Here is a 24,017-nt window from a genome sequence, read left to right as displayed (position 1 = left end):
TACATTTCTCAACGCCTTGAGAAAAGCGGCAATTCCCTCAGGCGGCTTTGAAGCGCGCTGTCGCCGGGTCGGCGTTGTAATAGGGCGCGAATTCCTCGGTCCGGTGCGACAGGTCATTGACGCTGTCGATGATGAACTGAACCGTCTCTTCGCTCATCAGATATGAGAAATTCAGACGCACCCAGCCGGGTTTCTTCATCTCTTCACCTGCTGACAACGCCGCATGCAACTGCTCGGAAGTCTCGCGATCAATATCCAGCAGGCGATGGGCATAGGGACCGGCGCAGGCACATCCGCCACGGGCTTGAATGCCGTAGATGTCACTGAGCATGCGGGTAAACAGCTGCTGATGAACCGGCTGCCCCGAGTTATCCCGAACAAGGAATGAAAAGATCGGCAGACGATGCGGATTATCCGCCCCCAGCAGAGTCAGGTTCGGGTTGTCACGCCAACCATCCAGAGCCATTTTGTTATACAGAACCTCTCGTCTTCCGATCTCATCAGTTCCGACAACATCCTTGACGATAAAGGCAAGCGCAGCCCGGATATCGCCGATGACATTGGGCGTACCGGCCTCTTCCCGCGTCGCCAAATCCTCGCTGTAGTCATGCCGCCACGGGGACACGAAACTTACGGTACCGCCACCCGGCCAACTGGGACACGTGCGCTGAACGGCGCGCTGATTGACTACCAATACACCTGATGCGCCCGGACCGCCGGGAAACTTGTGGGGTGAGACAACAATGGCATCCTTGCGAGCATCTTCGGGACCCATATTCATTGGCAGGTAAGGGCCGCCGCCTGCATAATCCCAAACGGCCAGCGCCCCATGCGCCTTCAGAAGACGCGTGACCGGATCGGGATCGGTGATGATGCCCGTTACGTTCGACGCGGCCGAGAAAGAACCAATGATCAGATCAGACCCTGCATTGTCAGCCAGTGTTTGTTCCAGCACTGCCAGATCAGGCCCGCCAGCGGGCGCTTCGGGAATTTCGATCACCTGCGCCTTGCTTTCCCGCCAAGGCAGAATGTTCGAGTGATGCTCGTATGGACCAATCAGGATAATCGGCCGGTCAGCCTCTTCCACTCCCAGTAAGCTGACCAGCCGATTAAGCCCAGCAGTGGCTCCGGACCCGGTAAAGATCACCGCGTCCTCTCCCCTCGCGCCAACAATGCGGGCTATTTCAGCACGCGCTTCGCGACGAAGCCGTGTCATGTAGGAACCGCAATAGGAGGCCTCGGTATGGCTGTTCGCATAGAACGGCAGCACATCTTGGGCGATAAAATCTTCGACCTGCCGCATCGCGCGGCCCGAAGCAACGTAATCCGCATAGACAAGCGGTACGTCCCCATGCAGACCAGGGATGAGGACACCCTCACCGATCAGCCCATCGCGCAGCGTGGAATTGTGAGTGGTGGATTGGATATCTGCACGAAACTTGGACAGGGTCATAACATAGGCTCCATATTGCATAACCAATGTGATTGATCTGGAGTGCAGAAACTTCACCATTCTTTGCCTGTATTTCCTCAAATTTGTGTCATATGATTAGATATGGCCCATAAAATAGATCATATTGACACCCTCATCCTGAAAGAACTGCAAAAGGACGCGACCCTCTCGCAGCGCGAGCTGGCGGATCGGGTTGGCTTGTCCCAGAATGCTTGCTGGCGGCGCCTGAAGGTGTTGAACGACGACGGCGTTCTACAGGGGTCTTCCGCGCGGATTGCACGGGAAAAGCTGGGGCTCAATCTTGTTGTCTTTGTGATGCTGCGTACAAGGCATCATTCGGCGGAGTGGCTTCAGGCGTTTCGCAGCCATGTCCTGACCATCCCTGAAGTAGTCGATTTTCATCGCATTGGCGGAGACTACGACTATCAGTTGAAAGTCGTGACCGAAGACATGGCCTCTTACGACAAGGTCTATCAGCGACTTATCGAAAAGGTCGAACTGGACAGCGTGACCTCGTACTTTGCCATGGAGGCTATTGCCGAAGGCCGGCCGCTGCCGATCTGATCAGGCCGTGAACAGCGGGCGTAGCCTGCGAAAGTGTGGAACTGCGATGGAACGAAAGGCCTTCAATTTGGCCGACGGCCACACATCTGGATGGGCCACCACCCAGATATCCGCATAAGGTTGCGGTGAAAGTGTCGGGAGTTGAACGAGACCGGTCAGTGACCGCCCCAGAAACATCGGCATCCTGACAGCACCTAACCCTGCCTGCGCGGCGGAAGACATCGCAACCATATCGTCAAATCGCATTCGAATACGCGAGCCGGGGTGTGTCTGCATCACCTCCTCAGACAGGTCTGGCTGTTTTTCATAAACCAACCAATCCACCGGCCCATGCGGGGTGTCCGACACACGCCGCATAAGTTCTGGTGAGGCATAGTAAGCCGAGAATTGTTCGGCCAAGCGCAGTCCCTTCAGAGTATCGCCCGGATTGCGACTGATACGGATGGCTATGTCTGCTTCGCGTCTGTTCAGGTCCACGATCTCATTGTCGGCCCGTACTCTGAGCTTAACACCGGGATGTTGCGCCGAGAACGCGTCCAGAACCGGTGAAAGTACATGCGCAATCAAAAGCTGAGGTGCTGTCAGGGTCAGCTCCCCTTCCAGACGCGTATCCTGACCGGATAACCCCCTGAGCATGGCATGCTCAGCACCTTCCATACTTGCCGCATGCTGCGCCACCAGATGTCCGGCCTCGGTGGGACGGTAGCCATCTGGCAAACGTTCAAACAACACTTCTCCAGTGGCGGTTTCCACGCGCGCAATTCGACGGGCAACGGTGGTGTAGTTTACACCAAGCCGCTCTGATGCAGCGGTCAAGGTGCGCGCGCGCACCACGGCCAGTACGGTTCGATAGTCATCCCAATTTATCGTCATACATGCGTTTATGCACAAGCCAACTGCAATTGCACGCGTTTTCGCAAAAACCTATCTAACATAGGTTTTACTTGCACAACCAAGGAGTAGATTGATGATTTATGCCTACGCCAAATTGACAGTAAAAAACCCCGATGCTCTGGCCGCCTATCGTGAAAAAGCCGGGGATGCGCTGGCACGCCATGGCGGTAAGGTCGAAACCGCGTCAGCAGAACCTACCGCTCTGGACGGCGCGCCAGACCTGCCGGACGTTGCCGCCGTTCTTTCATTTCCAGATCGCGAGTCCGCCTTGGGATGGATCAATGACCCGGCGCTGAGTGATGTCCACGCACTGCGCCGCAATATCGGATCGTCCGACATAATCCTGCTTGGGTAAATAAAGAAAGAGCCGCGCTTTTGGGCGCGGCTCTGAAACTTGGATCGTTTCGGCGAAGATTAGTTCTTCGCGTAGAATTCGACGACCAGGTTCGGTTCCATCATGACCGGGTAAGGCACATCGCTCAGGCCCGGTGCACGAACGAAAGTCGCGGTCATTTTCGAGTGATCAGCATCGATGTAGTCAGGAACATCACGCTCGGCCAGAGCAACAGCTTCCAGAACAACAGCCAGCTGCTTGGATTTGTCACGGACTTCGATCACGTCGCCTTCTTTGACGCGGTAGGACGGGATGTTGACCCGCTTGCCATTCACTTTGACGTGGCCGTGGTTCACGAACTGACGTGCAGCAAACACGGTTGGTACGAACTTGGCGCGGTAAACAACAGCGTCCAGGCGGCGCTCCAGCAGACCGATCAGGTTTTCACCGGTGTCGCCTTTTACACGCTCAGCTTCGGCGTAGATGCGGCGGAACTGCTTCTCGGTCAGGTCGCCGTAGTAGCCTTTCAGCTTCTGCTTGGCGCGCAACTGCAGACCGAAATCCGACAGTTTACCCTTGCGGCGCTGACCGTGCTGGCCGGGGCCATATTCACGACGGTTGATCGGGGATTTCGGACGGCCCCAGATGTTTTCGCCCATCCGGCGGTCGATTTTGTACTTGGCAGACGTGCGTTTGGTCACGGCTGATCTCCTTCGTTTAGGTCGAGGCCCAGCGGGCCACTATGAAGGGCGTTGTCCTCTTGAGGTCTCCCCCATGACAGGCATCCCCTTGCGGGGGCCACCAACACCAATGAAGTCGCGCTTATATCTTGGGAATTGTCAGAGTCAATATACTGAGGCCACCCTGCAGGAAAAATCCCGCGATGGCCGCATAGCCCTGCTTGCCACTTTATTCTGCTGCGTAAACAACGTGAGGAGTAGATGTCGACTCACGTTTCTCTTCTGAACGAGCGCCGGGAAACGCCACAACTGTCTGATCGACCTCCCGATCAAAATCAGCCAGGTCAGTTTGCGCCGAAACACTGCTCACCCAGAACTCCTGATCCCGTTCAGGACAACCGTTCTCAAAAATCAACACCGGGGAATCGCTTCCCTCAACTCTGATGAGTTCTGCCGAGAATTGCTGAGAGCCATTCGAAAACTCGATGGTCGCAACCGAACCGATTACGGGGCCAATCGCCGAAAGCATGTCGATGCCCGAGGTCAATAACGGTGCCACAGAGTGGGCCGTTTGCACCAAACCCATGGTCTCTGCGGCAGAAAGCTGTACTGCTTTACCACGCCATGACCAGGCGGACCCAACAGCTACGAGGGCAAGTGGCGCTGCCTCAAGCCCGTCAAGTTCTGTTTGATTCCAGGAAACCGCTATACGACCGTCTAAACCGGTACTCATCTGCCCACTCATACCTTTCAACACCCCACCAATTACAAGGCCTGTGTATCAACGATAAATTCGGCGGAAAAGAGACGTAATTGCAGCAATCACGAGATTGTTGCCTGTGCGTCAAATCAAATTGATACTTAGATCAACCGCATGTCAATCTGAATCATGCATATTTCCCGATATGCGCTCTCAAAGATCTAACGCCCTCATATATCAATACTGGTATCAAAACCGGGGTTTGCAAACGCACCACCCTAAGCACCAAGTTAAACCCGACAAAGCGAATCGTTTACCCTTGGCGTCAACACCATAGGCCTATGCTTTCAAACAGATTATCGCCTTCTGAATCAGCAAATGCGGATACGAGTGATCTGTCTGAACCGGCACCATCTAGTGACCAACTAGAGTCACTGTAAGCCTACGAAACCAATTTTTGATAATTGGAAAGCTCACTAATCTTCGTGAAGTGGTGCCCCCACACGGACTCGAACCGCGGACCTACTGATTACAAATCAGTTGCTCTACCAGCTGAGCTATAGGGGCGCTGGCGTCCGATTAATCACTATGGGAAGAGACCGCAAGCCCCAATTTAACCTGATCTTGCTGTAGACAGAATTTTCTGGTGTCAGCCTTGCAACCAGCTACCGGTCAGAAGGGCTACTTGCGCAACGAACCATCCAAAACCCGGCTTTACTATACGTAATGCGAGCGGGGAATTGCGCGCTAATGCGAGAGATGTGCCCAAAGCGCTATAGGCCGACTGCCCGACATCGCGTGAACATCCGCGGTTATAGCCTGAGCAACACAAGCGAATTGATTCGCCACCTCAGATCAACCGACCTGATAAAGTGAAGAAGGCCTGCAGTTGCGTCGCAGGGCGCTCTGGCGTTGCAAGTCGATCTCGAGCAAGTATGTGGAGAAATTGATCCCACCAATCGGAAACGGCGATGCAATGGCCGCCGTGTCCGAGTGGTGCTTGGTAAATCTGGCACATCATCAATGCGTGCCAGCTGTTCTTTCGAAGCCCGAGGAGGCGCTTTGAGACCTCCTCGGCAACGCTTACATGCCCAGCGCTTCCTTATACATTTCCAGAACCGCTTCTTCTTCGGCGATATCGTCTTTGTCGCGCTTTCTCAGAGCAACCACCTTGCGCATCACCTTGGTGTCGTAACCGCGGGCTTTCGCCTCGGCCATCACTTCCTTTTGCTGTTCCGCGATGTCCTTCTTTTCGGCTTCCAGACGCTCGAACCGTTCGATGAACTGGCGCAGTTCACCTGCTGTGACTCGATAGTTGGCGGCGGCCTGATCTTCGGTGATGTCTTCCATATGCGTCTCTCCCAAAGGCTAAAATAATCCGCAAGGTTTCGGGCAGTAAGCCGGATACATTGCTGCCGCTCTGGCCGCAAGCGCACTTTGGGCTGTCAGGCTTGTGCCAGCAGCGGTGATCCGCTAAGCGCGGTCGTGAAACAAGAGACATATGTGGAAAGCTATGTTCGACATCATCATCTGGGGCGGAGCTGCCCTGTCATTGGCCGGAATGCTTGGACTGGTATGGTGTATCCTGCGCGTGATGAAAGCGCGCAAGGCAGGCCTGTCGGATGATGAATTGCGCGCAGCGGTTCAGGCTGTACTGCCCTGGAACCTTGCATCACTGTTTTTATCCGTCATCGGACTGATGATGGTCATCCTCGGGATATCCTTTGGATGACCAACCGGTCAGACCGGCATGTTGTCAAAGCGCGCTTCAACCGCGTCTTCAAACAAAGCCGCGTCCAGCCTGCGCAGGCGTGACGGTATCTGCATGCGTTTCGCCCGCATCTGATCGACTATTCTGCTGACATTCGGTTGAAGGGCCAACCGGGTGTCCAGACATGCGCCGTTAAGCTTTTTTTCAAGCCGCTCGACTTCTGTGTAGAGATCTTGTGCAGTCATTTTGCATCCTCCCACTTAGCACCAGTCTGCCAGATATAGGTAACGGCATTAAGACCAACTTGAGACTTAATGAATGCCTGCGGAAATCCGCTCAGCTATTTTGCGATTTCGGGCGAGGCTCCGCAGGATGCATACTTATTACGCGGATTTAACTTTGGCTGCCTTGACAGACATCAAGTCGTGAATTGGCAGTTGTGTCACATTCCGCTATCACTATATGAAAAGTAAGAAGCACAGGAGGAGCACGTGACACCAATCGTAAAGGCCTTTTTTGACGAGCAGACAAACACGGTGTCTTACGTGGTTCAGGAACCCGAAGGCGCGGCCTGCGCAATCATCGACAGCGTGTTGGATTTTGACCATGCCTCGGGTCGCACGGACACAGGATCTGCCGATCAGATCATCGAGTATGTGACCGCAAACAACCTCAAGGTCGAATGGATACTGGAAAGCCATGTGCATGCCGACCATTTGTCAGCAGCACCCTATCTTCAGCAAAAACTTGGCGGGAAAATCGGCATCGGTAAGAATATTGTCGTTGTACAGGATACCTTTGGCAAAGTGTTCAACGAAGGTACGGAATTCCAGCGCGATGGCAGCCAGTTTGATGCGCTGTTCTCTGAAGGAGACAGCTTTCACATCGGCCAGATGCGGGGCGATGTCCTGCACACTCCGGGGCACACTCCGGCCTGTCTGACCTATGTTCTGGGTGATGCGGCCTTTGTAGGAGACACTCTCTTCATGCCAGACTTTGGAACCGCCAGATGTGACTTTCCGGGCGGTTCTTCGACAATGCTTTATGAATCGATCCAAAAGATCTTATCGCTGCCGGACGAAACCCGGATCTATGTCGGACATGACTACAAGGCACCGGGGCGGGATGAGTACGCGTGGGAAACCACTGTTGGTGAACAGAAAGCCCTGAATGTTCACATCGGCCAGGGCCGCAGCATCGAAGAGTTTACCGAAATGCGCGATGCCCGCGATGCAACATTGGGCATGCCACGACTGATCCTACCTTCGCTGCAAGTCAACATGCGCGCTGGTCAAATGCCCCCTGCCGATGAGGAAGGCGATGTTTTCCTGAAGCTGCCCATCAACAAAATTTGATGCACCTACGGCCTTAGACAAGGAGACACCTCACGATGAATCCGGAATGGATATGGGGTTTGATTGGCGGTCTGCTGATTGGACTTGGCGCAGCGGTTTATTTGCTGGGGAATGGACGCATTATGGGTGCAAGCGGCATTCTCGGCGGGCTGGTTGACGGCAGTGGCAAAAGCGAAGCGAAGGAACGACTGGCTTTCATTGCCGGTGTGATCGTCATGCCATTGCTACTGAAACCCTTGATCGCCCCTCAGGCAGCAACCCATTTGACCAGCGATCTGGCGGTTGTGATTATCGCCGGTTTGCTGGTCGGCATTGGCACGCGTATCGCGAATGGATGCACCTCGGGGCATGGTGTCTGTGGCATATCAAGATTCTCGCTACGCGGTATGGTCGCTACCGTGTTTTACATTCTGGCCGGTGGGATCACGCTTGTCTTGTTCCGCCATGTCTGGGGGCTAATCTGATGCGCGTTCTGATTGCGCTTATTGCCGGATCGCTTTTTGGGACTGGCTTGTTGGTTTCAGGGATGACTGACACGACCAAGGTTCAGGGCTGGCTGGACGTGTTTGGCAACTGGGATCCAACACTCGCTTTTGTGATGGGTGGTGCAATCCTACCTATGCTGATTGCCTGGCGCCTAACGCAAAGCCGGAAACCACTGTCTGGCGGCAACTTTCCAGTGCCGCCCAAACCCGAGATGGACAGACGGTTGATCTTCGGATCCGTGCTGTTTGGCATGGGCTGGGGATTAGCAGGTTTGTGCCCCGGTCCGGCAATGGCCTCGCTCAGTTATGGCGGGTTTGAGGGGCTGGTCTTTCTCGTTGCCATGATGGCAGGCATGTTTGCGGCTCCTAAAGTCGGCGCACAACTGGACAGGATTGCAAACGCGACCTAAGGATTTGCCATGGAGATTCGTCAGATTACCCCCCGCTATGCCGTCTCACCCCAGATCACGGTGGAAGACGTGCAAGCCATCGCCGAGGCAGGTTTTGCCAAGGTGATCTGCAACCGTCCCAACGTAGAGGTCCCGTCGGACATGCAATCCGATGCGATCGGCGATGCCGTTCGCGCAGCGGGCATGGAGTACGAAGTCCTAGAGCTCACGCATCAGACCATGACTGCCGAAAACGTCGCCTTGCAACGCGATCTGGCTGAAAGCTGCGCGGGACCGGTGTTGGCTTATTGCGCCTCGGGTACTCGCTGTTCCGTTGTCTGGGCTCTGGGTCAGTGCGACAGGATGAGCACCGACGATATTCTCGACGCGACCAGCAAGGCCGGATACGCGCTGGAAGGCCTGCGCCCTGCCCTTGATCAGATTCGCAATTCGAACACCTGATCAGAATTTCTGGTCTTGATCGTCCTGAAGCCCGGTCAACCCGGCCAACTGCGAAATCTCAGCCGCGATCTCGTCCGGATTCGAGGAGAGCGGGTTGTGATCCATTGGCAGCAAAGCGCTTGTGTCCAACGGGTCTAACACTGTCATCTCGGGCTGATCAGCCTCTCTCACGTCGGGCTGAGCGTGTCTGGTTCTGCTTTCAATGAATTCAGGCGCATCTGGCCCGGCAATCACTGGAATGTCCAATTCCTCGTTCACACGAATTGCCCGCATCCCGCCGCATTGCCCAAGGCGTCCGACAGCTGCCCGTGTTCGCTCGATCGTCAAAACGTCGATGCGATCCAGCCTCGCTCCGGTCAGAGGAAGAACATTGCCCACGTCCAGATCTGAAAGATCAGACAGGGGCAATGACAAACGACACATAACTGCGTTCAGCTCAGCCCTCATCACGCCCGTTGCCATTTCCAGAACAGGCCCAGCCTCAGTAGCCTCTGCTTCTTCTTCAGGTACAATTGCTGGCTGTTCCGGTATGAACATACTTAGCTGGCCCTGACGAACTCCACCCCCGAGATCAACGGTCAGGTCGAAGACACGATACTCATCCTCGACAAGCGCAAGGGACAGCGATCGAACATCTTCAGCTCGGGACAAGAATTCGTATCCGACGAAGCATTCACTATCGGCCGGAGCGTCAATTAGATCCGGAACCTGGGTCAACACACTTTCAATGAGTGGTGCAACCATGGCCGCATCCGTATCGGTGAATACACGATCCGGGGGCGAGCCTGATAGTATTTCGCCTATGGTCTGCATTTGCAGGATCGCTGAAACACAGCTGGTGTCCAGACAGACCGCAGCTGTCCGTCCGTCTTTGTTGGTAAACGCGAGCAGCAACCAAGCATCGGTCAGAGTCTGGCTTAGCGCGTCCGAGGGCTTGGTGGTTTGTTTGGCCCCGATGACGGACAGTGGCAGCTGAATGGTTTCAATTGCTGCCCGAGCCAATGCCAACCGCAGAGCCCGCAGGATAGGGCGGGGTTTATCCTCGGCATCAGCCTGCCCAACCACAAGTTTACGCGCCAAAGCTGCGCTGACGTCATTTGCCATGGCACCGAACCGCTTTCTGTTTATCGCCTGACACCCGGTCTAACCCGGCGACGGTTACGAATACCTTTAAATCGCAATCACTGGGCGGCTTGCTTGTGCGCCAGCGGCAGGCTGACCCGGAATGCGGCCCCCGCCTGCCCCGGTAAATAGCTGATTTCGCCGCCGAGGCGCTGCATGATCTCACGACAGATGGCCAGGCCCAGACCCGCGCCCCCGGCTTTGTCGAAGCCTACACGCGCGAATTTTTCGAACACCATCGATTGCGCCTCGGGTGGAATTCCACTGCCATTGTCGATGAAGTCGATCACGACCTGCCCCCCAACATCGTGCGCTGAAATGGTCAGGATCGGGTCGGGCGCATCACAGTACTTCTGCGCGTTCGAAATCAGATTAATGAAGACCTGGCCAAGGCGATCCAGATCAGTTTGCAGCGGCATGCGTTCGGAGGTCAGGCTGCGCCGTATCTCGAGCTTGCGATCTGTTCCGGCAAGCGCGGTAGAAATGGCGCGATCCAGAACAGTCCGCAACGTGCTGTCGCCCAAGTTCAGACTGACCTGCCCGCTTTCCAGAACACTGAGGTCCAGCAGATCATCCAGCAACCGAGTCAGACGCAAAGCCTCGTCATGGATGATCGCTGCATAACGCGTCTTTTCCTCGGCACTCAGCTCTTCGGTATCCCGCATGATCTCCGAAAATGCCCGGATTGAGGTCATCGGGGTGCGCAATTCGTGGCTCACCTGACCAAGAAAGGCATCCTTTTGCATCGAGATTTGCGTGAGTTTTTCATTCGCCTCACGCAACTGACGCGCCGTGCGGCTAAGCTCGGCAGATTTTGCCTCCATCTGACCTGAGTATTCCAGCAGTTGCGCCGATTCATCAGCCACCGCCAGCAGATCTTCGACCGAAACCGACGATCCGCCTACGATTTGCCCTACCATAGCATGAGCGGTAGCCGCTCCGACAGAACCGCTCAACTCACGTTCAAGACGCACCAGAAAACCCGGCGTAGGTTCGGGCAATCGTCCCCGACCACCCTGTTTCAACGCTTCGGCCTGAAAGAACACCTGCGCGGGAATCGTGCCAAGAATTCGCTGTGTCATGATCATCAGATCTTCGCTTTGGCCAACGGACCCGGTCCATCCCTGCGGGGCAACCGAATGGTCAAAGACATTCACGAATTGAGCGCCTTGCAACCGCTCCAGCGGGCTGGGAAAGCTCAGTAGGGATGCCACGCAAAAGGCGATGGTGTTCAGGGACAGCGACCACATGATCGTATGTACCATCGGATCGATCCCATCGATCCCGAACAACGCCTGCGGCCTGAGCCATCCCCAGCCAAATGGACCGTTTTCAAGGACCGAGGCAGGCATCACCCCCCCGCCCATTCCGGGCAACAGCAGCGTATAAATCCAGAGGAAGAACCCGACACTTAATCCAATCAGAGCACCGGTTCGCGTCGCTCCGCGCCAGAACAAACCACCTACAAGTGCTGGCAGAATCTGGGAAATCCCTGCAAATGCGACAAGCCCGATGGAGGCCAGCGCCGCACCCCCACCGGACAAATGGAAATAGAAGTAGCCCAATCCCATGATAACGGCGATCGAAACCCGGCGCGCCATCAGAACGATATTGCGTACGTCACCCGAAACCGAACCCGATCCTTCCTGAGTACTCAGCCAGATCGGCATGACAACATGGTTGGAGACCATGGTTGAAAGCGCCATGGCCGTCACAATCACCATCGATGTAGCCGATGAAAAACCCCCAATAAACGACAGCATGGCGAGCCATTCATTACCCTGAGACAGCGGTACCGTCAGAACAAAAAGGTCCGGATTTGATCCCTCGGGCATCAGGTCCAGCCCGATGACAGCGATAGGGACTACAAACAGGCTCATCAACAGCAGATACAGCGGAAAGGCCCAGGCCGCCGTTCTCAGGTGCCCCTCATCATCGTTTTCTACGACCATCACCTGAAACATACGCGGCAGGCAGACAAAGGCCGCTGCAGAAAGGAAGGTAATTGTGGTCCAGCGGCCCGCATCAACGTTCCACTGACCGATCTCAGAGGCATCAATACGGTCCATCATCGGACCAACACCGCCAGCTATTCCCCAGACGACAAATATACCGACTGCCAGCAGCGCAAACAGCTTGACCACAGATTCCAAAGCAATGGCCGTCACAACGCCGTGGTGACGCTCGTTCACGTCCAGGTTTCGTGTACCGAACAGAATGGCAAAGACTGCCAGACCAGCCGCAACCCAGAAGACACTCGACCCCTCACGATAGAGACCAGACGAATCCGCTTCGGCAAATATCGAGAACGAGAGCGTAATCGATTGCAATTGCAGCGCGATGTAAGGCGTGCCGCCCAAGACAGCCAGAATGGTCACACAAATCGCCAGAGTATTCGACTTGCCATAACGGGACGAAATCAGGTCGGCGATTGAAGTCACGCGCTGGCTGCGCCCTACGCGAACAAGTTTACGCAGCCCCCACCACCAACTGATCATCACCAGCGTCGGCCCCAGATAGATGGTGACAAATTCCAAACCCGAACGGGCGGCGTTGCCAACCGCGCCGTAAAATGTCCAAGCTGTGCAATAGATCGACAGGGACAGAGTGTAGATCAATGGCGATCGCAGCCATTTCCCACGTCCGGCAACCGCCATCCGGTCGGCGGCAAAGGCCACGCCGAACAACAGTACAACATAGCCAAGACAGACGAGTATCAGGACGTTTAATGTCGCCATTCGTCCGTCTCCGTATCCTCACGTGCTGCAAAACGCTTGGCCACGAAGCCGAAGAACATACTGATCAGGATAAGGGCGCCCCAACAACCAAAGATGTACAGGATGGCGGAGGAAAGCGGCACTGCGTCTTCTCCTGCGCTGCCATCTGGCCAGAGCAAGGGGAGCCCGATCAGAGCGGCACCCAGAAATGGCAGCAATCTCGCCGCATCAGACAATCTGCGCCGACGATAACTCTGACGTTCCAGGAAGAGCGACGGTCTTGTCGCCGTTGATTGACGTGCATTATCCTCCGACGTCATGACCGCGACGCTTGCGCATGAAGATCGCGCACAGCAGTCAGAACTTCGGTATTGGAAAATGGTTTGGTCATGAACCGGCTGACACCAGCTTGCTCCGCCATTTCCCGATCTCGGGATTGCCCCCTTGCCGTAAGCATCAACACAGGCAGGCCCTTCATCCCCTCAAGTTCTCGAAGGTCACGCAGGATGTCCATACCGCTCTTACCCGGCAGCATGACGTCGAGAATAACAAGGTCCGGATTTTCAGCTACAATCACCTGAACAGCATCCACGCCTTCGGCATGGGTCTCGACCTGCCAACCCTCACGAGTCAGCAGAAATCGGATCGCCTCGGTAATGTTTGGCTCGTCCTCGATCAACAGAACCTTACGGCTCATATTTGCAGTTCCTCCCCATGGCCGATCAGACGCGCGGCCATCCATCGCTGTCAGATTAATCGTTCTGTCAGGAAACTGTCAAAAAACTTCGCTAAGAATCGACGGCTCACGCCGTGATTCACATGCGTTTCTGGGGCAGATGCGACAGCTGGTCCCAACCTGAGCCTTCGCTTCGACATCTGGCGACGGATCTTCGACCGACAGCACCAGCATTGCCGAGTGATAAACGGGGTCCTGATCAAATGACTGTACAGGCTGAGGCCAGGCAATCGCATAGCAATCGAACTCGGCCGCGGTCCGGCCCAGCTGAACGATCCTTTTCCGGACAGGGACCAGAGGCCGATTAAGAGCTGTAAACAACGGCCATAACGGACAGCCTTCTCCGTGCCGGGGTAACGCAAATCCAGGCACAGGCTTGTAAAACAGGATACTGCCGGACGCATCACAAATTGCCAGACCCGCCGCCCGCGGCAGAAGGCTTTTCGGAACAAATGCCAACCGACGCAGCACTGTCGCCAGATCTACCGAAAATCGCGCCGCAAGCCCCATCGGATCCGGCTCAGCACCGCCCAACTCTTCCCGAAGCCTCTCCAGCGGAATTGCACGCGCGTCAGCGGCATAGGTCGCCAACAGGCTCTGCGCCACGGATTTTGCAGCGGATGTGTCCAGACCATCCAACGGAAACGAATCGGCTGCCGCACCTTCTTCGATTTCCGGGAAATGGTAATCTCGCTCGGCAAAGAACGCCTCGACCTCTTCCAGCGGCATCCCACGGCGGTCAGGCTCATCTTCGCTTTCATCCAGATAGGCAACCAGAGCCTTGGAACTTTCGGCCAGACGTTCAGCATCTTGGTGAATGTTGCGGTGGAAACGATCCCGCCATTCTGCATCAATCTCTTCGGGCTCGGCCAGAATCGCAGCGGTCGATCGGATTGCGGCGGCGGTCGAAAGCACCTCGTGCATCGAGGCCGCCAGATGCGGGTCATGGGTCAATCGATCTGACAGGGTCTCAACCGTGCGCTCCAAAGACACGACACGGCGATGCATCTGCGACAAGACACCTGCCCAGCCGGGGAAACGCCCCGCAAACTCATCCAGCGCATCCAGTTCGGCCGTTTGTCCAACTGCATCTGCAGCCGCCTCGCGCAGCGCCGCGATCAAGGTGGCCTCGATCCCTTGTGTTAGCAACGAAGGTTCGACCGACAACGCCGAAGCGATATCGACCAGTAGCTTACCCCCAATCCGCCGACGATTATGTTCGATCAGGTTCAGGTATGACGCCGAAATACCAACCCGGCGCGCAAGTTCCGCCTGACGCAGACCGGAAATCTGTCGTCTTTCCCGTATTCGGCTTCCTGTCAGTGTGTCGCGCAAAGGCACAACTTTCCCTAAGGTGGCGTCGCCCGCTTTTCGGCCGGGCACACGATTTTTCAGAATAGTTGTTTAATTGTTATTGGTTGCAGTCCTATTTTCAAAGCACATTTACAGGATTTACTACTTTTCCGGTTTAATATCACTCAAGAGCCCATCATTCAGCCAAGTGATTGAGAGTTTCGCCCCTTCAATTCTGCCCCAATACGCGTCACCATAGGTATATGAGCGATCCAGCCTTTGAATACGCCCCGATCGGGCTCGTTGAGCTTGAGAACCGGATCATCCGGCGCTGCAATTTGCAGTTTGCCCGTACCTTTGGCGGCAGTGAGGAAGAGTATCGCAATATGCCATTGTTGCACCTCTATCCGTCAGTTGCGGATTGGGAACGCATCGGCGCGCGCAGCCTGCAGGTGATGCGAGACACGGGCTACTATACGGACGAACGGGTCATGCGACGCCGGAATGGCGATCTGTTCTGGTGCCGGGCACGCGGACGGTCACTGACACCGGACGATCCTTTCCGCCACGGCATCTGGAGCTTTTCCGACATCTCCGAAGAGCGCCCATTAGTAGAACTTACACAGCGTGAGCGCGAAGTGGCGATCATGTCGTGCAGAGGGTTGTCCGCAAAAGAAATCGGGGCTGAACTTGGCCTGAGTTATCGCACAGTCGAGGCTTATCGGGCCCGATTGCTGGAGAAGTTTGGCGCTCGAAAACTGCCCGAACTGGTGGCGAAATTGTCGGGGATGCCACTCTGATCCAGCTTGCCTCTCGCAATGTACACAAAAACCCCCATTTGACAGGCTGAGACTGCGCTTTTCATGGCCGACTGCATGGCTTATAACGCTGCGTAATTAGACCAAGCCCGCAAAAACAGACGGGCCAAAGGGGAACCGTCGAGGACACTCATGACAGATACCAAACACGAAGCGGATGTGGCGTTCATCAAGGCCTTGGCCGAACTGCTGCGCGAAAACGACCTGACCGAACTGCAGGTCAAACGTGAATATGGCGAAGAAGACAGCCTGAACGTTCGTGTCAGCCGGATGAACCAAGCCGTAGCTGCTCCGGTTCAGGTGGCCGTTCCAGCCGCTGCAGCACCTGCAGCCGCAGCACCCGCTGCAGCGCCAGCCCCGGCCGAAGCACCCGCAGCCGCGGAAGATCCGGCAAGCCACCCGGGCGCGGTAACCTCACCCATGGTTGGCACTGTCTACATGCAGCCCGAGCCGGGCGCACCCGCCTTTATCACCGTTGGCGCATCAGTATCCGAAGGCGACACGCTGTTGATCGTCGAAGCTATGAAGACCATGAATCATATCCACGCACCCAAATCGGGTACCATCAAGCGTATTCTGGTCAGCGATGGTGACGCCGTCGAATTCGGCACCCCTCTGGTTATCATCGAGTAAGGCGGGCCCATGTTCGACAAGATCCTGATTGCCAACCGAGGCGAGATCGCCCTGCGTGTGATCCGCGCCGCGCGCGAGATGGGTATTGCGACGGTTGCCGTGCATTCGACCGCCGACAGCGACGCGATGCATGTACGTATGGCCGACGAATCGGTCTGCATCGGCCCGGCACCCAGCCCGCAGAGCTATCTGTCGGTACCCGCGATCATTTCGGCCTGTGAGATCACAGGCGCGCAAGCGATCCACCCCGGTTATGGCTTTTTGTCCGAAAATGCCGAATTCGTGCAGATCGTCGAAGATCACGGCATCACCTTCATCGGCCCCACCGCAGAACATATCCGCGTCATGGGCGACAAGATCACAGCCAAGGACACGATGAAGGAACTGGGTGTTCCCTGTGTTCCGGGTTCAGACGGTGGTGTTCCAGATTTGGCTGCGGCCAAGAAAATCGGTGAAGAATTCGGTTATCCCGTCATCATCAAAGCCACCGCTGGTGGCGGCGGTCGCGGCATGAAAGTCGCGCAAAGCGCTGATGAAATGGAAAGTGCGTTCATGACCGCACGCGCCGAGGGCAAGGCTGCCTTTGGCAATGACGAAGTCTATATCGAGAAATATCTGACCACACCGCGTCATATCGAGATTCAGGTCTTCGGTGATGGCAAAGGCAAAGCGGTCCATCTGGGCGAACGCGACTGCTCGTTGCAGCGTCGTCACCAGAAGGTGTTCGAAGAGGCCCCCGGCCCCAGCATCACTCCGGAAGAGCGCGCCAAGATCGGTAAGATCTGTGCCGACGCGGTTGCCAAGATCAACTATATCGGCGCAGGCACCATCGAATTCCTGTACGAAAACGGTGAATTCTATTTCATCGAGATGAACACGCGTCTGCAGGTGGAGCACCCGGTGACCGAAGGCATCTTTGGTGTCGATCTGGTGCGCGAGCAAATTCGCGTCGCAGCGGGCGAACCGATGTCGTTCGGTCAGGACGATCTGGAAATCAATGGCCACGCCATCGAAGTTCGGATCAATGCCGAGAAACTGCCAAACTTCTCACCCTGCCCGGGCAAGATTTCTGCCTATCACGCACCTGGCGGTCTTGGCGTACGGATGGATTCAGCACTCTATGACGGCTATTCCATTCCACCCTACTATGACTCGCTGATTGCCAAGCTGATCGTGCAGGGCCGCGACCGGGATGAGGCGCTGGCACGCCTGAACCGTGCTTTGGGTGAACTGATCGTGGATGGCATCGACACGACTGTGCCCTTGTTCCACGCTCTGCTGCAGGAACCAGACATTCACAGCGGTGACTACAACATCCACTGGCTGGAGCACTGGCTTGCGGAGAACATGGCCCAATAAGTCTGTAAGGTCGAAGGGCGAACGCTCTTCGACCTTCGGGTATTCTGCATGAGCCTTTCACCCGAACTCCTCCTGCATGGGTATTCCATCGGCATTTTTCCGATGGCAGAACATCGTGACGATCCCGAGCTTTTCTGGGTCGATCCAAAATTTCGTGGTGTCTTCCCGCTGGATGGATTTCATATCTCACGCAGCCTCGCGCGCCGAATTCGCAACAGCGGGTTTGAGGTGTCAATCGACCAACACTTTGCAGGTGTCGTTGATGGCTGCGCAGATCGTACAGACACATGGATCAACGCCGAGTTACGCGGCTTGTATCTGGACCTTCATCAATCCGGCCACGCGCATTCTCTCGAAGTCTGGGAGGAAAATCAGCTAGTTGGCGGCGTCTATGGCGTTGTGCTGGGGGCGGCTTTCTTTGGGGAAAGCATGTTCTCACGCCGCACAGACGCATCGAAGGTTGCATTGGCCTATCTGGTGGACCGTCTGCGCCAAACCGGGTTCCGATTGTTTGACACACAGTTTCTGACTGCGCATCTGGCATCATTGGGCGCGATCGAAATCCCACGCAACCAGTATCGCCGAGAGCTTGAAGAAGCGATTAACGCCAGCGCAGATTTTACTGCCGCAATCGCTCAGTCGGCGGATGGCGTGATACAGCGGATCACCCAGACGTCATAACGCGCGTGATCCAGTGCATTCAGCGCGGGAGAGGTCGCAATCATCCAGCCATCGAACAGCTGCTCTGATTTGCCACTTTCCCAGATTGTCAGATAGGCGAAGGCATCCCCAGTCGGGTTATCCGCGGGGTATCGACAATCCCCAAGGGCAACATCCAGCCCGAATATGGCCTCTGTCTGGCCGCTCTGCAGTTCGACATCAACGGTCTGCCCGCTGACCTTATCCAGCCCACGCAGCATCGCGCCCGGGCCGGATTCCACCTTTTGCTGAGCAGCAGCACCCGTACCGGCCAGCAGCAATGCAAAAATAGCAGCCCGCATCATTCGCTACTGTCCCCGGCAACAAACTTGACCAACAGCGAGATCAGGCTGACCGCACCTTGTGTATCCTCCACCTCGTCTCCGGGCTCAAAATAGAACGGTGATCCGCCCGGCATGACCTCAACGAAGTTACCGCCCAGCAGACCTTCCGAGGAAATGACGATGGCGCTGTCATCCGGAATCTGGATACCGTCAGCAACCGAAAAGGTCGTATCAGCACGGTATGTCTCGGGATTGAGCGCAACGTTCGTAACGGTCCCGATCTTCACACCAGCCAACCGCACGTCGGTGCCGATCCCGACGCCTTCCAGTGAACGGAATGATGCGCCCAATTCATACCCGGCCCGGTTCTGAGACAGGCCTGTGGACTGGCTCGCATAGACGCCAAACGCGACGGCGCAAGCCAGCACGGCTCCGCCGACAAGAACTTCGGTCATGTTGTGGGTAGACATTGCTCGCCTCGCCTATTCAGGGCTCCAGGCCTCATAATCCTTGCGCTCAACCGGGTCCGGTCGGCGCAGAGATCCCGCCGGCGTATAGGCCAATGCGGTGCCGGTCAGGTTTTCCTGATGCGGCAGCTCCCAGGATTTGTGCTTTAACGGTTTTTCTGTCGGAGGTTCATCCCAGGTGCGATGCAGCCAACCATGCCAGTCCGGATCAATCCGGCTTGCTTCGGCTTCGCCATTGAAAATGACCCAGCGCTTGCTGTCATCGGCGTTGTGGTAAAACACGTTGCCCTGATCATCTTCGCCAACCTTGATACCCTTGCGCGCGGTGAAAATCTGCGTGTTCAGGGTCGCCCCGTTCCACCAGGTCACAGCTCGTAAAAGAGTGTTCAGGATTCCCATTGGCGCCTCCGGCAGTTATGCTCCTGAAGATATGGACCAAAGGCCGACCAAGGTCCAGTGTCAGCAGGGCCGCAGCCCTTATTCCGGCAAGATTGCAGTCACTTCGATTTCGATCCGGTACTTTGGATCGATCAGACCACATTCGATCATCGTCGCCGCTGGCGGGTTCTCACCAAAGGTTTCAGCCAGAATGGGCCAGCAAGGCTCGAACTCGGCACGGTCCGGCAGCATGTAAGTGACGCGCACCACATCGGCAAAAGACGCACCAGCATCCGTCAGGGCCTTTTCTATGACAGCCAACGCTGACCGACACTGCTCGGCCGCGCCGTCACCCTGACCGACAGTACCGGCAACGTGCACCCAGCCACCCGCGACGACAGCCCGGCAATATCCGACCTTTGCCTCAAACTCACCACCTGAAGAAATACGCTTGATTGTCATTGTGCCCTCATATGAAAACGGCGCGGATGATACCGCGCCGTGTAAATTCGGAAACTCTCTGAGTTCAGCCAGCTGACGCCGATTCGGGACCGGCATCCGCATAAATGATGAGCGGTTGCGATTCCGAAGTCACCGCCTCTTCGTTCACCACCACCTCGGTCACGTTCTTCAGACCTGGCAGTTCGAACATCGTGTCCAGCAGTATATCTTCGAGGATCGAGCGCAACCCGCGTGCACCGGTTTTACGCTCAATGGCCTTCTTCGCGATCGCCTTCAGCGCATCATCGGTAAAGGCCAGCTCGGCATCTTCAAGCTCGAACAGACGCTGGTATTGCTTAACCAGCGCGTTCTTGGGCTTGGTCAGGATGGTAACAAGTGCGTCCTCATCCAGGTCCTCCAGCGTCGCCAGAACCGGCAGACGACCGACAAATTCCGGGATCAAACCAAACTTTAGCAGATCCTCGGGCTCGAGGTCCTTGAAGATCTCACCAACACCGCGGTCATCATTGTCACGAACGTCGGCACCAAAGCCCATGGCCGAGCCTTTGCCACGTTGTGCGATAATCTTATCCAGCCCGGCGAACGCACCACCACAGATGAACAGGATATTCGTTGTATCAACCTGCAGAAATTCCTGCTGCGGATGCTTGCGGCCACCCTGGGGTGGAACGCTGGCAACGGTGCCTTCCATCAGTTTCAGCAGCGCTTGCTGAACACCCTCACCCGAGACATCACGGGTGATCGAAGGGTTTTCGGACTTGCGCGTGATCTTGTCGACCTCGTCGATATAGACGATGCCGCGCTGCGCGCGCTCGACATTGTACTCGCTGGCCTGAAGCAGTTTGAGGATGATGTTCTCAACATCCTCGCCCACGTAACCGGCTTCGGTCAGTGTGGTCGCGTCCGCCATGGTAAACGGAACATCCAGAATGCGCGCCAAAGTCTGCGCAAGCAGCGTCTTACCGCAACCGGTCGGACCGATCAGCAGGATGTTGGACTTGGCCAACTCAATATCGCTGCCCGCTTTCTGAGCATGATTAAGGCGCTTGTAATGGTTGTGAACCGCAACCGACAGAACCCGCTTGGCAGTGGCCTGACCGATAACATAGTCATCCAGAACTTCGCAGATGTCTTTTGGTGTCGGCACACCATCCGAAGATTTAAGGCCACTGGCCTTGGTTTCTTCGCGAATGATGTCCATGCACAGTTCGACGCATTCGTCACAGATGAACACCGTCGGGCCCGCAATCAGTTTACGCACCTCATGCTGACTCTTGCCGCAGAAACTGCAGTAGAGCGTGTTCTTGCTGTCACCGCCTGAATTCGTCGCCATGATCTACCTTTCGGGCTCCATCCCTGCGCGCCGCTGCGTCGCGCTTGCGCCTGTTCATGCAGCTTAGGCCAGCACTGTGGCAGCTACAATCTCAAAATCACACCTCGCGCTACACGCGCGAGGTTTTGATCTTAGCTTTCTTCAACATCCATCTTAGCGCGGTTCTCGACGATTTCGTCGATGTGACCCCACTCTTTCGCCTCTTCCGGGCTCATGAAATTGTCACGATCCAGAGCTTTTTCAACAGCTTTTTTGGTCTGTCCGGTATGACGCACATAGATATCATACAGGCGATCCTTGAGTTTCTGCGTTTCGGCAGCATGGATCATGATATCGCTGGCCTGACCCTGATACCCGCCGCTGGGCTGGTGCACCATGATACGGCTGTTGGGCAGTGAAAAGCGCATGCCCTTCTCGCCACCGGCCAGCAGAACTGATCCCATCGATGCTGCCTGACCGATCACCAACGTCGAACATTTCGGCTTGATGTACTGCATTGTGTCGTAAATCGACAAACCGCTGGTCACCACGCCGCCGGGCGAGTTGATGTAGATCGAGATTTCCTTGTTCGGGTTTTCCGCCTCAAGATGCAGCAACTGTGCAACAACCAGATGGCTCATTCCGTCGTGGATCGGGCCATTGATGAAGATGATCCGCTCCTTCAGCAGGCGCGAGAAAATGTCGTAAGCCCGCTCACCCCGGCTGGTCTGCTCGACGACCATGGGAACGAGCGTATTCATATAGGTGTCAACTGGATCGAACATTCGGAACCTGCCTGCTTTGCAATGGATCGGGACACTACCCGAAGAATAGTTACATGAGTCTTAGTATCGGCACCGGGGGGCCGCAAGGGGTGCAGCAGACATCGCTTCGCTAATGTAGGATTCGTGGCGAATGGGGAGCAGGGACTGCTGAACTACTGAGCGTTACTTCGACCGCTAAAATCCGCAAGCCGAATGCCGCATAGACGCACTAGGGAGTCATATTCCGGCATTTTCCCCGTTATCCATCACGCTATTTTGATCCATACATATAGAAATACATGTTCGAAACATGTACTGAAATGGCTCGCCTTCAGCGAAACTTACGTAAGGGAACAATAGCCCGCAAGCCGGGCCCGAAAGGAAAACAATCTAGATGGCACTTCCCCAGCTGTCCCAGGACATGACTTCAGAAGATCTCGACCGAATGGTCGATAATGCGACGCGCGCATCGAATTTCCTCAAGGCGATCAGTCATGAAGGTCGTTTAATGATCCTGTGTCATTTGGTTTCCGGTGAGAAATCCGTAACCGAGCTGGAAGAGCTTCTGTCTGCCCGCCAGGCTGCCGTTTCCCAACAATTGTCCCGCCTCCGTCTTGAAGGGCTCGTGACACCGCGCCGCGAAGGCAAGGCTATCTACTATCGTCTGACCGATGATCGCCCCCGCCGCATGCTTGAAGTGGTTTACGAGCTGTTTTGCAGCGACGACAAATCCTGACGGGGACTGGTAGTGATTGGCGTTGTTAATAACGCTGCAAGCCGCTCTAGTTACACACGACCCTGAGGGCTGTTGATCAAACCAGCTGGCAGAGCCGTTCCGGATTGGCGTTCAGCAATCAAAGAGATCACTTGAAAACTCCCTGCATTCACACCTTTGGGTGCGGTTTTGATGAGGATCGTGACAGTTTGCAGCGCAACGGCACGTATATTCAGTTCGAGATTCCAACACCTTCTCAAGATAACCAGAAATCAAAAACGCTCAAAATGCTGGCCCGGGCCTCAGAAAGGTGCTACCGACAAAATAACTGAGTAGCCAAGGAGATACCTATGATCCGCACACTTCTGATTGGTCTGAGCCTGTTTGCCCTCACCGCCTGCGAAACCGCAAAAGGCGCTGGCAAAGATATCGAGAAAGCAGGCGATGCCATCCAGGGCGCAGCGACTGACGTTCAGGAAAATCTCTGACTTCTTTCTGCATATTGTGAGAATGCCGCGCACAACCCCAATATATGGTTGATGCAAGGTCTGAGCCGAGCTACAATCAAAAGTACAGGTGCATAGACGCGGCATTGCATCATCTGACGCTACTACGGGGTTCTTTTGCGCAAGCGAAAGAACCCCGTTCCCTTTTTCAGGGTGGTGAGTGGTAGCCTGTATGAAACCGGGGTCCGGCAAAAGGAAAAGGCGTCAGGTGCGCAGACGCGGTCTTTGCATGCACCCATACGGATGCCCCTGACGCCTTGCCGGGTCGACACGCCCGAGGGACGTCCCGATCCAGTTGCTCCGATCCCGGGAGGACCGCAGCCGCCACGTTGTACGCGAGGGTACTTCGCAGCACGCATTGACCTTCTGAGAAGTTGATCACCCGGCATGGGTACGAGACCCGACATCGGCTGATCACCCACCGGTAAGCCCTTGCAGTAAAACACAAATCCGTAGGACCTGCTCTCCCTGCTCTGGCCCCCTGGCCTTTGCGTCCTACCGTGGTTCCTAAGAACCTTGGCAGTGATCAGACTGTTGCACCCGCACCCCCGATCCGACAAGAAAATAGCACTGCAGCATGAAAATTAGACGGGGATAACCTGTTGGTATCCACAGGGAAAGCCATGTGGATAACTCCAGAACATGCGAAACTTCGCAGGGTTGACGGCGGAAAAGTCCGGACATGAAGGATCGAGCGGATTTCGGACGCTTTCTGCGCCTGCAAA

The 24,017-nt window shown here is 55.7% G+C and carries 30 protein-coding genes and 1 tRNA gene; 13 read left to right on the top strand and 18 right to left on the bottom strand.

The annotated features are described in order from the left end of the window. Nucleotides 1-37: 37 nt before the first annotated feature. The gene (locus GOX61_RS03750; RefSeq protein WP_170331366.1) at nt 38-1,453 is read right to left on the bottom strand and encodes an aminotransferase class V-fold PLP-dependent enzyme; all 1,416 of its coding nucleotides are present in this window, start codon (nt 1,451-1,453) and stop codon (nt 38-40) included. A 102-nt stretch (nt 1,454-1,555) separates the two neighbouring features. On the opposite strand from GOX61_RS03750, the gene GOX61_RS03745 reads away from it, so the two are divergent. Then, nucleotides 1,556-2,017, top strand: a complete 462-nt coding sequence (locus tag GOX61_RS03745; RefSeq protein ID WP_155144896.1) for an Lrp/AsnC family transcriptional regulator — start codon at nt 1,556-1,558, stop codon at nt 2,015-2,017. Here GOX61_RS03745 and GOX61_RS03740 read toward each other — a convergent pair whose 3' ends face one another. Further along, the gene (locus tag GOX61_RS03740) at nt 2,018-2,890 is read right to left on the bottom strand and encodes a LysR family transcriptional regulator (RefSeq protein WP_217353751.1); all 873 of its coding nucleotides are present in this window, start codon (nt 2,888-2,890) and stop codon (nt 2,018-2,020) included. Nucleotides 2,891-2,984: 94 nt separating this feature from the next. On the opposite strand from GOX61_RS03740, the gene GOX61_RS03735 reads away from it, so the two are divergent. Continuing rightward, nucleotides 2,985-3,266, top strand: a complete 282-nt coding sequence (locus GOX61_RS03735) for a DUF1330 domain-containing protein (RefSeq protein WP_170331364.1) — start codon at nt 2,985-2,987, stop codon at nt 3,264-3,266. A 59-nt stretch (nt 3,267-3,325) separates the two neighbouring features. On the opposite strand, the gene rpsD is transcribed toward GOX61_RS03735, so the two are convergent. The 4 genes from rpsD to GOX61_RS03715 form a co-directional block, all read right to left on the bottom strand. Further along, the gene (rpsD, locus tag GOX61_RS03730) at nt 3,326-3,946 is read right to left on the bottom strand and encodes a 30S ribosomal protein S4 (protein ID WP_170325974.1); all 621 of its coding nucleotides are present in this window, start codon (nt 3,944-3,946) and stop codon (nt 3,326-3,328) included. A 208-nt stretch (nt 3,947-4,154) separates the two neighbouring features. Continuing rightward, nucleotides 4,155-4,658 carry a hypothetical protein gene (locus GOX61_RS03725; RefSeq protein WP_170331362.1) on the bottom strand — a complete coding sequence of 168 codons (504 nt, stop codon included), beginning with the start codon at nt 4,656-4,658 and terminating at the stop codon, nt 4,155-4,157. Nucleotides 4,659-5,116: 458 nt separating this feature from the next. Further along, nucleotides 5,117-5,192, bottom strand: a tRNA-Thr gene (locus GOX61_RS03720). 516 nt (nt 5,193-5,708) lie between these two features. Next, nucleotides 5,709-5,975 carry a DUF2312 domain-containing protein gene (locus GOX61_RS03715; protein WP_155144903.1) on the bottom strand — a complete coding sequence of 89 codons (267 nt, stop codon included), beginning with the start codon at nt 5,973-5,975 and terminating at the stop codon, nt 5,709-5,711. 163 nt (nt 5,976-6,138) lie between these two features. Here GOX61_RS03715 and GOX61_RS03710 point away from each other — a divergent pair, with 163 nt between their 5' ends. After that, nucleotides 6,139-6,357 (top strand): hypothetical protein, encoded by a 219-nt coding sequence (locus GOX61_RS03710; protein ID WP_155144905.1) that lies wholly within the window; start codon nt 6,139-6,141, stop codon nt 6,355-6,357. Between the two features lie 8 nt (nt 6,358-6,365). Here the strand turns inward: GOX61_RS03710 and GOX61_RS03705 are convergent, their stop codons facing one another. Further along, a complete protein-coding gene (locus GOX61_RS03705) occupies nt 6,366-6,581 on the bottom strand; it encodes a hypothetical protein (protein WP_155144906.1) in 216 nt (71 codons plus the stop codon). 246 nt (nt 6,582-6,827) lie between these two features. On the opposite strand from GOX61_RS03705, the gene GOX61_RS03700 reads away from it, so the two are divergent. From GOX61_RS03700 to GOX61_RS03685, 4 genes are read left to right on the top strand one after another with little or no spacing between them, the layout of a single operon-like run. Continuing rightward, nucleotides 6,828-7,691, top strand: coding sequence for an MBL fold metallo-hydrolase (locus tag GOX61_RS03700; protein ID WP_170331360.1), 864 nt, complete (start codon nt 6,828-6,830; stop codon nt 7,689-7,691). Nucleotides 7,692-7,726: 35 nt separating this feature from the next. Next, nucleotides 7,727-8,155 (top strand): YeeE/YedE family protein, encoded by a 429-nt coding sequence (locus GOX61_RS03695; RefSeq protein ID WP_170331358.1) that lies wholly within the window; start codon nt 7,727-7,729, stop codon nt 8,153-8,155. Further along, on the top strand, nt 8,155-8,586 hold the full coding sequence (locus GOX61_RS03690) for a YeeE/YedE family protein (protein WP_170331356.1): 432 nt from the start codon (nt 8,155-8,157) through the stop codon (nt 8,584-8,586). Before GOX61_RS03695 ends, GOX61_RS03690 begins: the two co-directional genes overlap by 1 nt. A gap of 9 nt (nt 8,587-8,595) precedes the next feature. Then, nucleotides 8,596-9,027, top strand: coding sequence for a TIGR01244 family sulfur transferase (locus GOX61_RS03685; RefSeq protein WP_155144912.1), 432 nt, complete (start codon nt 8,596-8,598; stop codon nt 9,025-9,027). On the opposite strand, the gene GOX61_RS03680 is transcribed toward GOX61_RS03685, so the two are convergent. The 5 genes from GOX61_RS03680 to GOX61_RS03660 form a co-directional block, all read right to left on the bottom strand. Beyond that, nucleotides 9,028-10,131, bottom strand: coding sequence for a FliM/FliN family flagellar motor switch protein (locus GOX61_RS03680; RefSeq protein WP_170331355.1), 1,104 nt, complete (start codon nt 10,129-10,131; stop codon nt 9,028-9,030). 77 nt (nt 10,132-10,208) lie between these two features. Then, the gene (locus tag GOX61_RS03675) at nt 10,209-12,887 is read right to left on the bottom strand and encodes an ATP-binding protein (protein ID WP_170331352.1); all 2,679 of its coding nucleotides are present in this window, start codon (nt 12,885-12,887) and stop codon (nt 10,209-10,211) included. After that, nucleotides 12,875-13,186: a hypothetical protein gene (locus GOX61_RS03670; protein WP_170331349.1), complete on the bottom strand. Its 312-nt coding sequence runs from the start codon at nt 13,184-13,186 to the stop codon at nt 12,875-12,877. Before GOX61_RS03670 ends, GOX61_RS03675 begins: the two co-directional genes overlap by 13 nt. After that, nucleotides 13,183-13,563 (bottom strand): response regulator transcription factor, encoded by a 381-nt coding sequence (locus tag GOX61_RS03665; protein WP_155144919.1) that lies wholly within the window; start codon nt 13,561-13,563, stop codon nt 13,183-13,185. Before GOX61_RS03665 ends, GOX61_RS03670 begins: the two co-directional genes overlap by 4 nt. A 78-nt stretch (nt 13,564-13,641) precedes the next feature. Beyond that, the gene (locus tag GOX61_RS03660; protein WP_170331347.1) at nt 13,642-14,937 is read right to left on the bottom strand and encodes a helix-turn-helix domain-containing protein; all 1,296 of its coding nucleotides are present in this window, start codon (nt 14,935-14,937) and stop codon (nt 13,642-13,644) included. A 221-nt stretch (nt 14,938-15,158) separates the two neighbouring features. On the opposite strand from GOX61_RS03660, the gene GOX61_RS03655 reads away from it, so the two are divergent. The 4 genes from GOX61_RS03655 (at nt 15,159) to aat (ending at nt 18,386) form a co-directional block, all read left to right on the top strand. Beyond that, the gene (locus tag GOX61_RS03655) at nt 15,159-15,695 is read left to right on the top strand and encodes a LuxR C-terminal-related transcriptional regulator (protein WP_155144923.1); all 537 of its coding nucleotides are present in this window, start codon (nt 15,159-15,161) and stop codon (nt 15,693-15,695) included. 150 nt (nt 15,696-15,845) lie between these two features. Next, a complete protein-coding gene (gene accB, locus GOX61_RS03650) occupies nt 15,846-16,346 on the top strand; it encodes an acetyl-CoA carboxylase biotin carboxyl carrier protein (RefSeq protein ID WP_170331345.1) in 501 nt (166 codons plus the stop codon). Nucleotides 16,347-16,355: 9 nt separating this feature from the next. Beyond that, complete coding sequence (gene accC, locus GOX61_RS03645) at nt 16,356-17,705, top strand: acetyl-CoA carboxylase biotin carboxylase subunit (RefSeq protein ID WP_155144928.1); 1,350 nt, start codon at nt 16,356-16,358, stop codon at nt 17,703-17,705. A 48-nt stretch (nt 17,706-17,753) separates the two neighbouring features. Then, the gene (aat, locus tag GOX61_RS03640; protein WP_170331343.1) at nt 17,754-18,386 is read left to right on the top strand and encodes a leucyl/phenylalanyl-tRNA--protein transferase; all 633 of its coding nucleotides are present in this window, start codon (nt 17,754-17,756) and stop codon (nt 18,384-18,386) included. Here aat and GOX61_RS03635 read toward each other — a convergent pair. From GOX61_RS03635 to GOX61_RS03610, 6 genes are all read right to left on the bottom strand, one after another. Further along, nucleotides 18,341-18,709 (bottom strand): DUF2155 domain-containing protein, encoded by a 369-nt coding sequence (locus GOX61_RS03635; protein WP_170331341.1) that lies wholly within the window; start codon nt 18,707-18,709, stop codon nt 18,341-18,343. The two genes, aat and GOX61_RS03635, sit on opposite strands and share 46 nt — an antisense overlap. Further along, nucleotides 18,706-19,158, bottom strand: a complete 453-nt coding sequence (mlaD, locus tag GOX61_RS03630) for an outer membrane lipid asymmetry maintenance protein MlaD (protein WP_170331339.1) — start codon at nt 19,156-19,158, stop codon at nt 18,706-18,708. The genes GOX61_RS03635 and mlaD overlap by 4 nt, the downstream gene beginning before the upstream one ends. A gap of 12 nt (nt 19,159-19,170) precedes the next feature. Further along, nucleotides 19,171-19,554 carry an NADH:ubiquinone oxidoreductase subunit NDUFA12 gene (locus GOX61_RS03625; protein ID WP_155144935.1) on the bottom strand — a complete coding sequence of 128 codons (384 nt, stop codon included), beginning with the start codon at nt 19,552-19,554 and terminating at the stop codon, nt 19,171-19,173. 78 nt (nt 19,555-19,632) lie between these two features. Further along, complete coding sequence (locus GOX61_RS03620; protein WP_155144937.1) at nt 19,633-19,995, bottom strand: RidA family protein; 363 nt, start codon at nt 19,993-19,995, stop codon at nt 19,633-19,635. A 64-nt stretch (nt 19,996-20,059) separates the two neighbouring features. Next, the gene (clpX, locus tag GOX61_RS03615) at nt 20,060-21,328 is read right to left on the bottom strand and encodes an ATP-dependent Clp protease ATP-binding subunit ClpX (protein ID WP_155144939.1); all 1,269 of its coding nucleotides are present in this window, start codon (nt 21,326-21,328) and stop codon (nt 20,060-20,062) included. A 131-nt stretch (nt 21,329-21,459) separates the two neighbouring features. Continuing rightward, nucleotides 21,460-22,092 carry an ATP-dependent Clp protease proteolytic subunit gene (locus tag GOX61_RS03610; protein WP_155144941.1) on the bottom strand — a complete coding sequence of 211 codons (633 nt, stop codon included), beginning with the start codon at nt 22,090-22,092 and terminating at the stop codon, nt 21,460-21,462. A 373-nt stretch (nt 22,093-22,465) separates the two neighbouring features. On the opposite strand from GOX61_RS03610, the gene GOX61_RS03605 reads away from it, so the two are divergent. After that, nucleotides 22,466-22,807, top strand: coding sequence for an ArsR/SmtB family transcription factor (locus GOX61_RS03605; RefSeq protein ID WP_155144943.1), 342 nt, complete (start codon nt 22,466-22,468; stop codon nt 22,805-22,807). A 329-nt stretch (nt 22,808-23,136) separates the two neighbouring features. Continuing rightward, entirely contained in the window at nt 23,137-23,274 is a 138-nt protein-coding gene (locus GOX61_RS03600; protein ID WP_155144945.1) for an entericidin A/B family lipoprotein, read from the top strand. The last annotated feature ends 743 nt before the right edge of the window (nt 23,275-24,017 follow it).

The organism is Ruegeria arenilitoris, assembly GCF_013030265.1.
Lineage (GTDB): Bacteria > Pseudomonadota > Alphaproteobacteria > Rhodobacterales > Rhodobacteraceae > Ruegeria > Ruegeria arenilitoris_E.
This window is presented reverse-complemented; position numbering and strand designations above follow the sequence as displayed.

What these genes read in the sequence shown, in the direction of transcription:
- GOX61_RS03750 (WP_170331366.1), bottom strand. Translation starts at nt 1,453, where the DNA reads ATGACCCTGTCCAAGTTTCGTGCAGATATCCAATCCACCACTCACAAT.
- GOX61_RS03745 (WP_155144896.1), top strand. Translation starts at nt 1,556, where the DNA reads ATGGCCCATAAAATAGATCATATTGACACCCTCATCCTGAAAGAACTG.
- GOX61_RS03740 (WP_217353751.1), bottom strand. Translation starts at nt 2,890, where the DNA reads ATGACGATAAATTGGGATGACTATCGAACCGTACTGGCCGTGGTGCGC.
- GOX61_RS03735 (WP_170331364.1), top strand. Translation starts at nt 2,985, where the DNA reads ATGATTTATGCCTACGCCAAATTGACAGTAAAAAACCCCGATGCTCTG.
- GOX61_RS03725 (WP_170331362.1), bottom strand. Translation starts at nt 4,658, where the DNA reads ATGAGTACCGGTTTAGACGGTCGTATAGCGGTTTCCTGGAATCAAACA.
- GOX61_RS03715 (WP_155144903.1), bottom strand. Translation starts at nt 5,975, where the DNA reads ATGGAAGACATCACCGAAGATCAGGCCGCCGCCAACTATCGAGTCACA.
- GOX61_RS03710 (WP_155144905.1), top strand. Translation starts at nt 6,139, where the DNA reads ATGTTCGACATCATCATCTGGGGCGGAGCTGCCCTGTCATTGGCCGGA.
- GOX61_RS03705 (WP_155144906.1), bottom strand. Translation starts at nt 6,581, where the DNA reads ATGACTGCACAAGATCTCTACACAGAAGTCGAGCGGCTTGAAAAAAAG.
- GOX61_RS03695 (WP_170331358.1), top strand. Translation starts at nt 7,727, where the DNA reads ATGAATCCGGAATGGATATGGGGTTTGATTGGCGGTCTGCTGATTGGA.
- GOX61_RS03690 (WP_170331356.1), top strand. Translation starts at nt 8,155, where the DNA reads ATGCGCGTTCTGATTGCGCTTATTGCCGGATCGCTTTTTGGGACTGGC.
- GOX61_RS03685 (WP_155144912.1), top strand. Translation starts at nt 8,596, where the DNA reads ATGGAGATTCGTCAGATTACCCCCCGCTATGCCGTCTCACCCCAGATC.
- GOX61_RS03680 (WP_170331355.1), bottom strand. Translation starts at nt 10,131, where the DNA reads ATGGCAAATGACGTCAGCGCAGCTTTGGCGCGTAAACTTGTGGTTGGG.
- GOX61_RS03675 (WP_170331352.1), bottom strand. Translation starts at nt 12,887, where the DNA reads ATGGCGACATTAAACGTCCTGATACTCGTCTGTCTTGGCTATGTTGTA.
- GOX61_RS03670 (WP_170331349.1), bottom strand. Translation starts at nt 13,186, where the DNA reads ATGACGTCGGAGGATAATGCACGTCAATCAACGGCGACAAGACCGTCG.
- GOX61_RS03665 (WP_155144919.1), bottom strand. Translation starts at nt 13,563, where the DNA reads ATGAGCCGTAAGGTTCTGTTGATCGAGGACGAGCCAAACATTACCGAG.
- GOX61_RS03655 (WP_155144923.1), top strand. Translation starts at nt 15,159, where the DNA reads ATGAGCGATCCAGCCTTTGAATACGCCCCGATCGGGCTCGTTGAGCTT.
- accB (WP_170331345.1), top strand. Translation starts at nt 15,846, where the DNA reads ATGACAGATACCAAACACGAAGCGGATGTGGCGTTCATCAAGGCCTTG.
- accC (WP_155144928.1), top strand. Translation starts at nt 16,356, where the DNA reads ATGTTCGACAAGATCCTGATTGCCAACCGAGGCGAGATCGCCCTGCGT.
- aat (WP_170331343.1), top strand. Translation starts at nt 17,754, where the DNA reads ATGAGCCTTTCACCCGAACTCCTCCTGCATGGGTATTCCATCGGCATT.
- GOX61_RS03635 (WP_170331341.1), bottom strand. Translation starts at nt 18,709, where the DNA reads ATGATGCGGGCTGCTATTTTTGCATTGCTGCTGGCCGGTACGGGTGCT.
- mlaD (WP_170331339.1), bottom strand. Translation starts at nt 19,158, where the DNA reads ATGTCTACCCACAACATGACCGAAGTTCTTGTCGGCGGAGCCGTGCTG.
- GOX61_RS03625 (WP_155144935.1), bottom strand. Translation starts at nt 19,554, where the DNA reads ATGGGAATCCTGAACACTCTTTTACGAGCTGTGACCTGGTGGAACGGG.
- GOX61_RS03620 (WP_155144937.1), bottom strand. Translation starts at nt 19,995, where the DNA reads ATGACAATCAAGCGTATTTCTTCAGGTGGTGAGTTTGAGGCAAAGGTC.
- clpX (WP_155144939.1), bottom strand. Translation starts at nt 21,328, where the DNA reads ATGGCGACGAATTCAGGCGGTGACAGCAAGAACACGCTCTACTGCAGT.
- GOX61_RS03610 (WP_155144941.1), bottom strand. Translation starts at nt 22,092, where the DNA reads ATGTTCGATCCAGTTGACACCTATATGAATACGCTCGTTCCCATGGTC.
- GOX61_RS03605 (WP_155144943.1), top strand. Translation starts at nt 22,466, where the DNA reads ATGGCACTTCCCCAGCTGTCCCAGGACATGACTTCAGAAGATCTCGAC.
- GOX61_RS03600 (WP_155144945.1), top strand. Translation starts at nt 23,137, where the DNA reads ATGATCCGCACACTTCTGATTGGTCTGAGCCTGTTTGCCCTCACCGCC.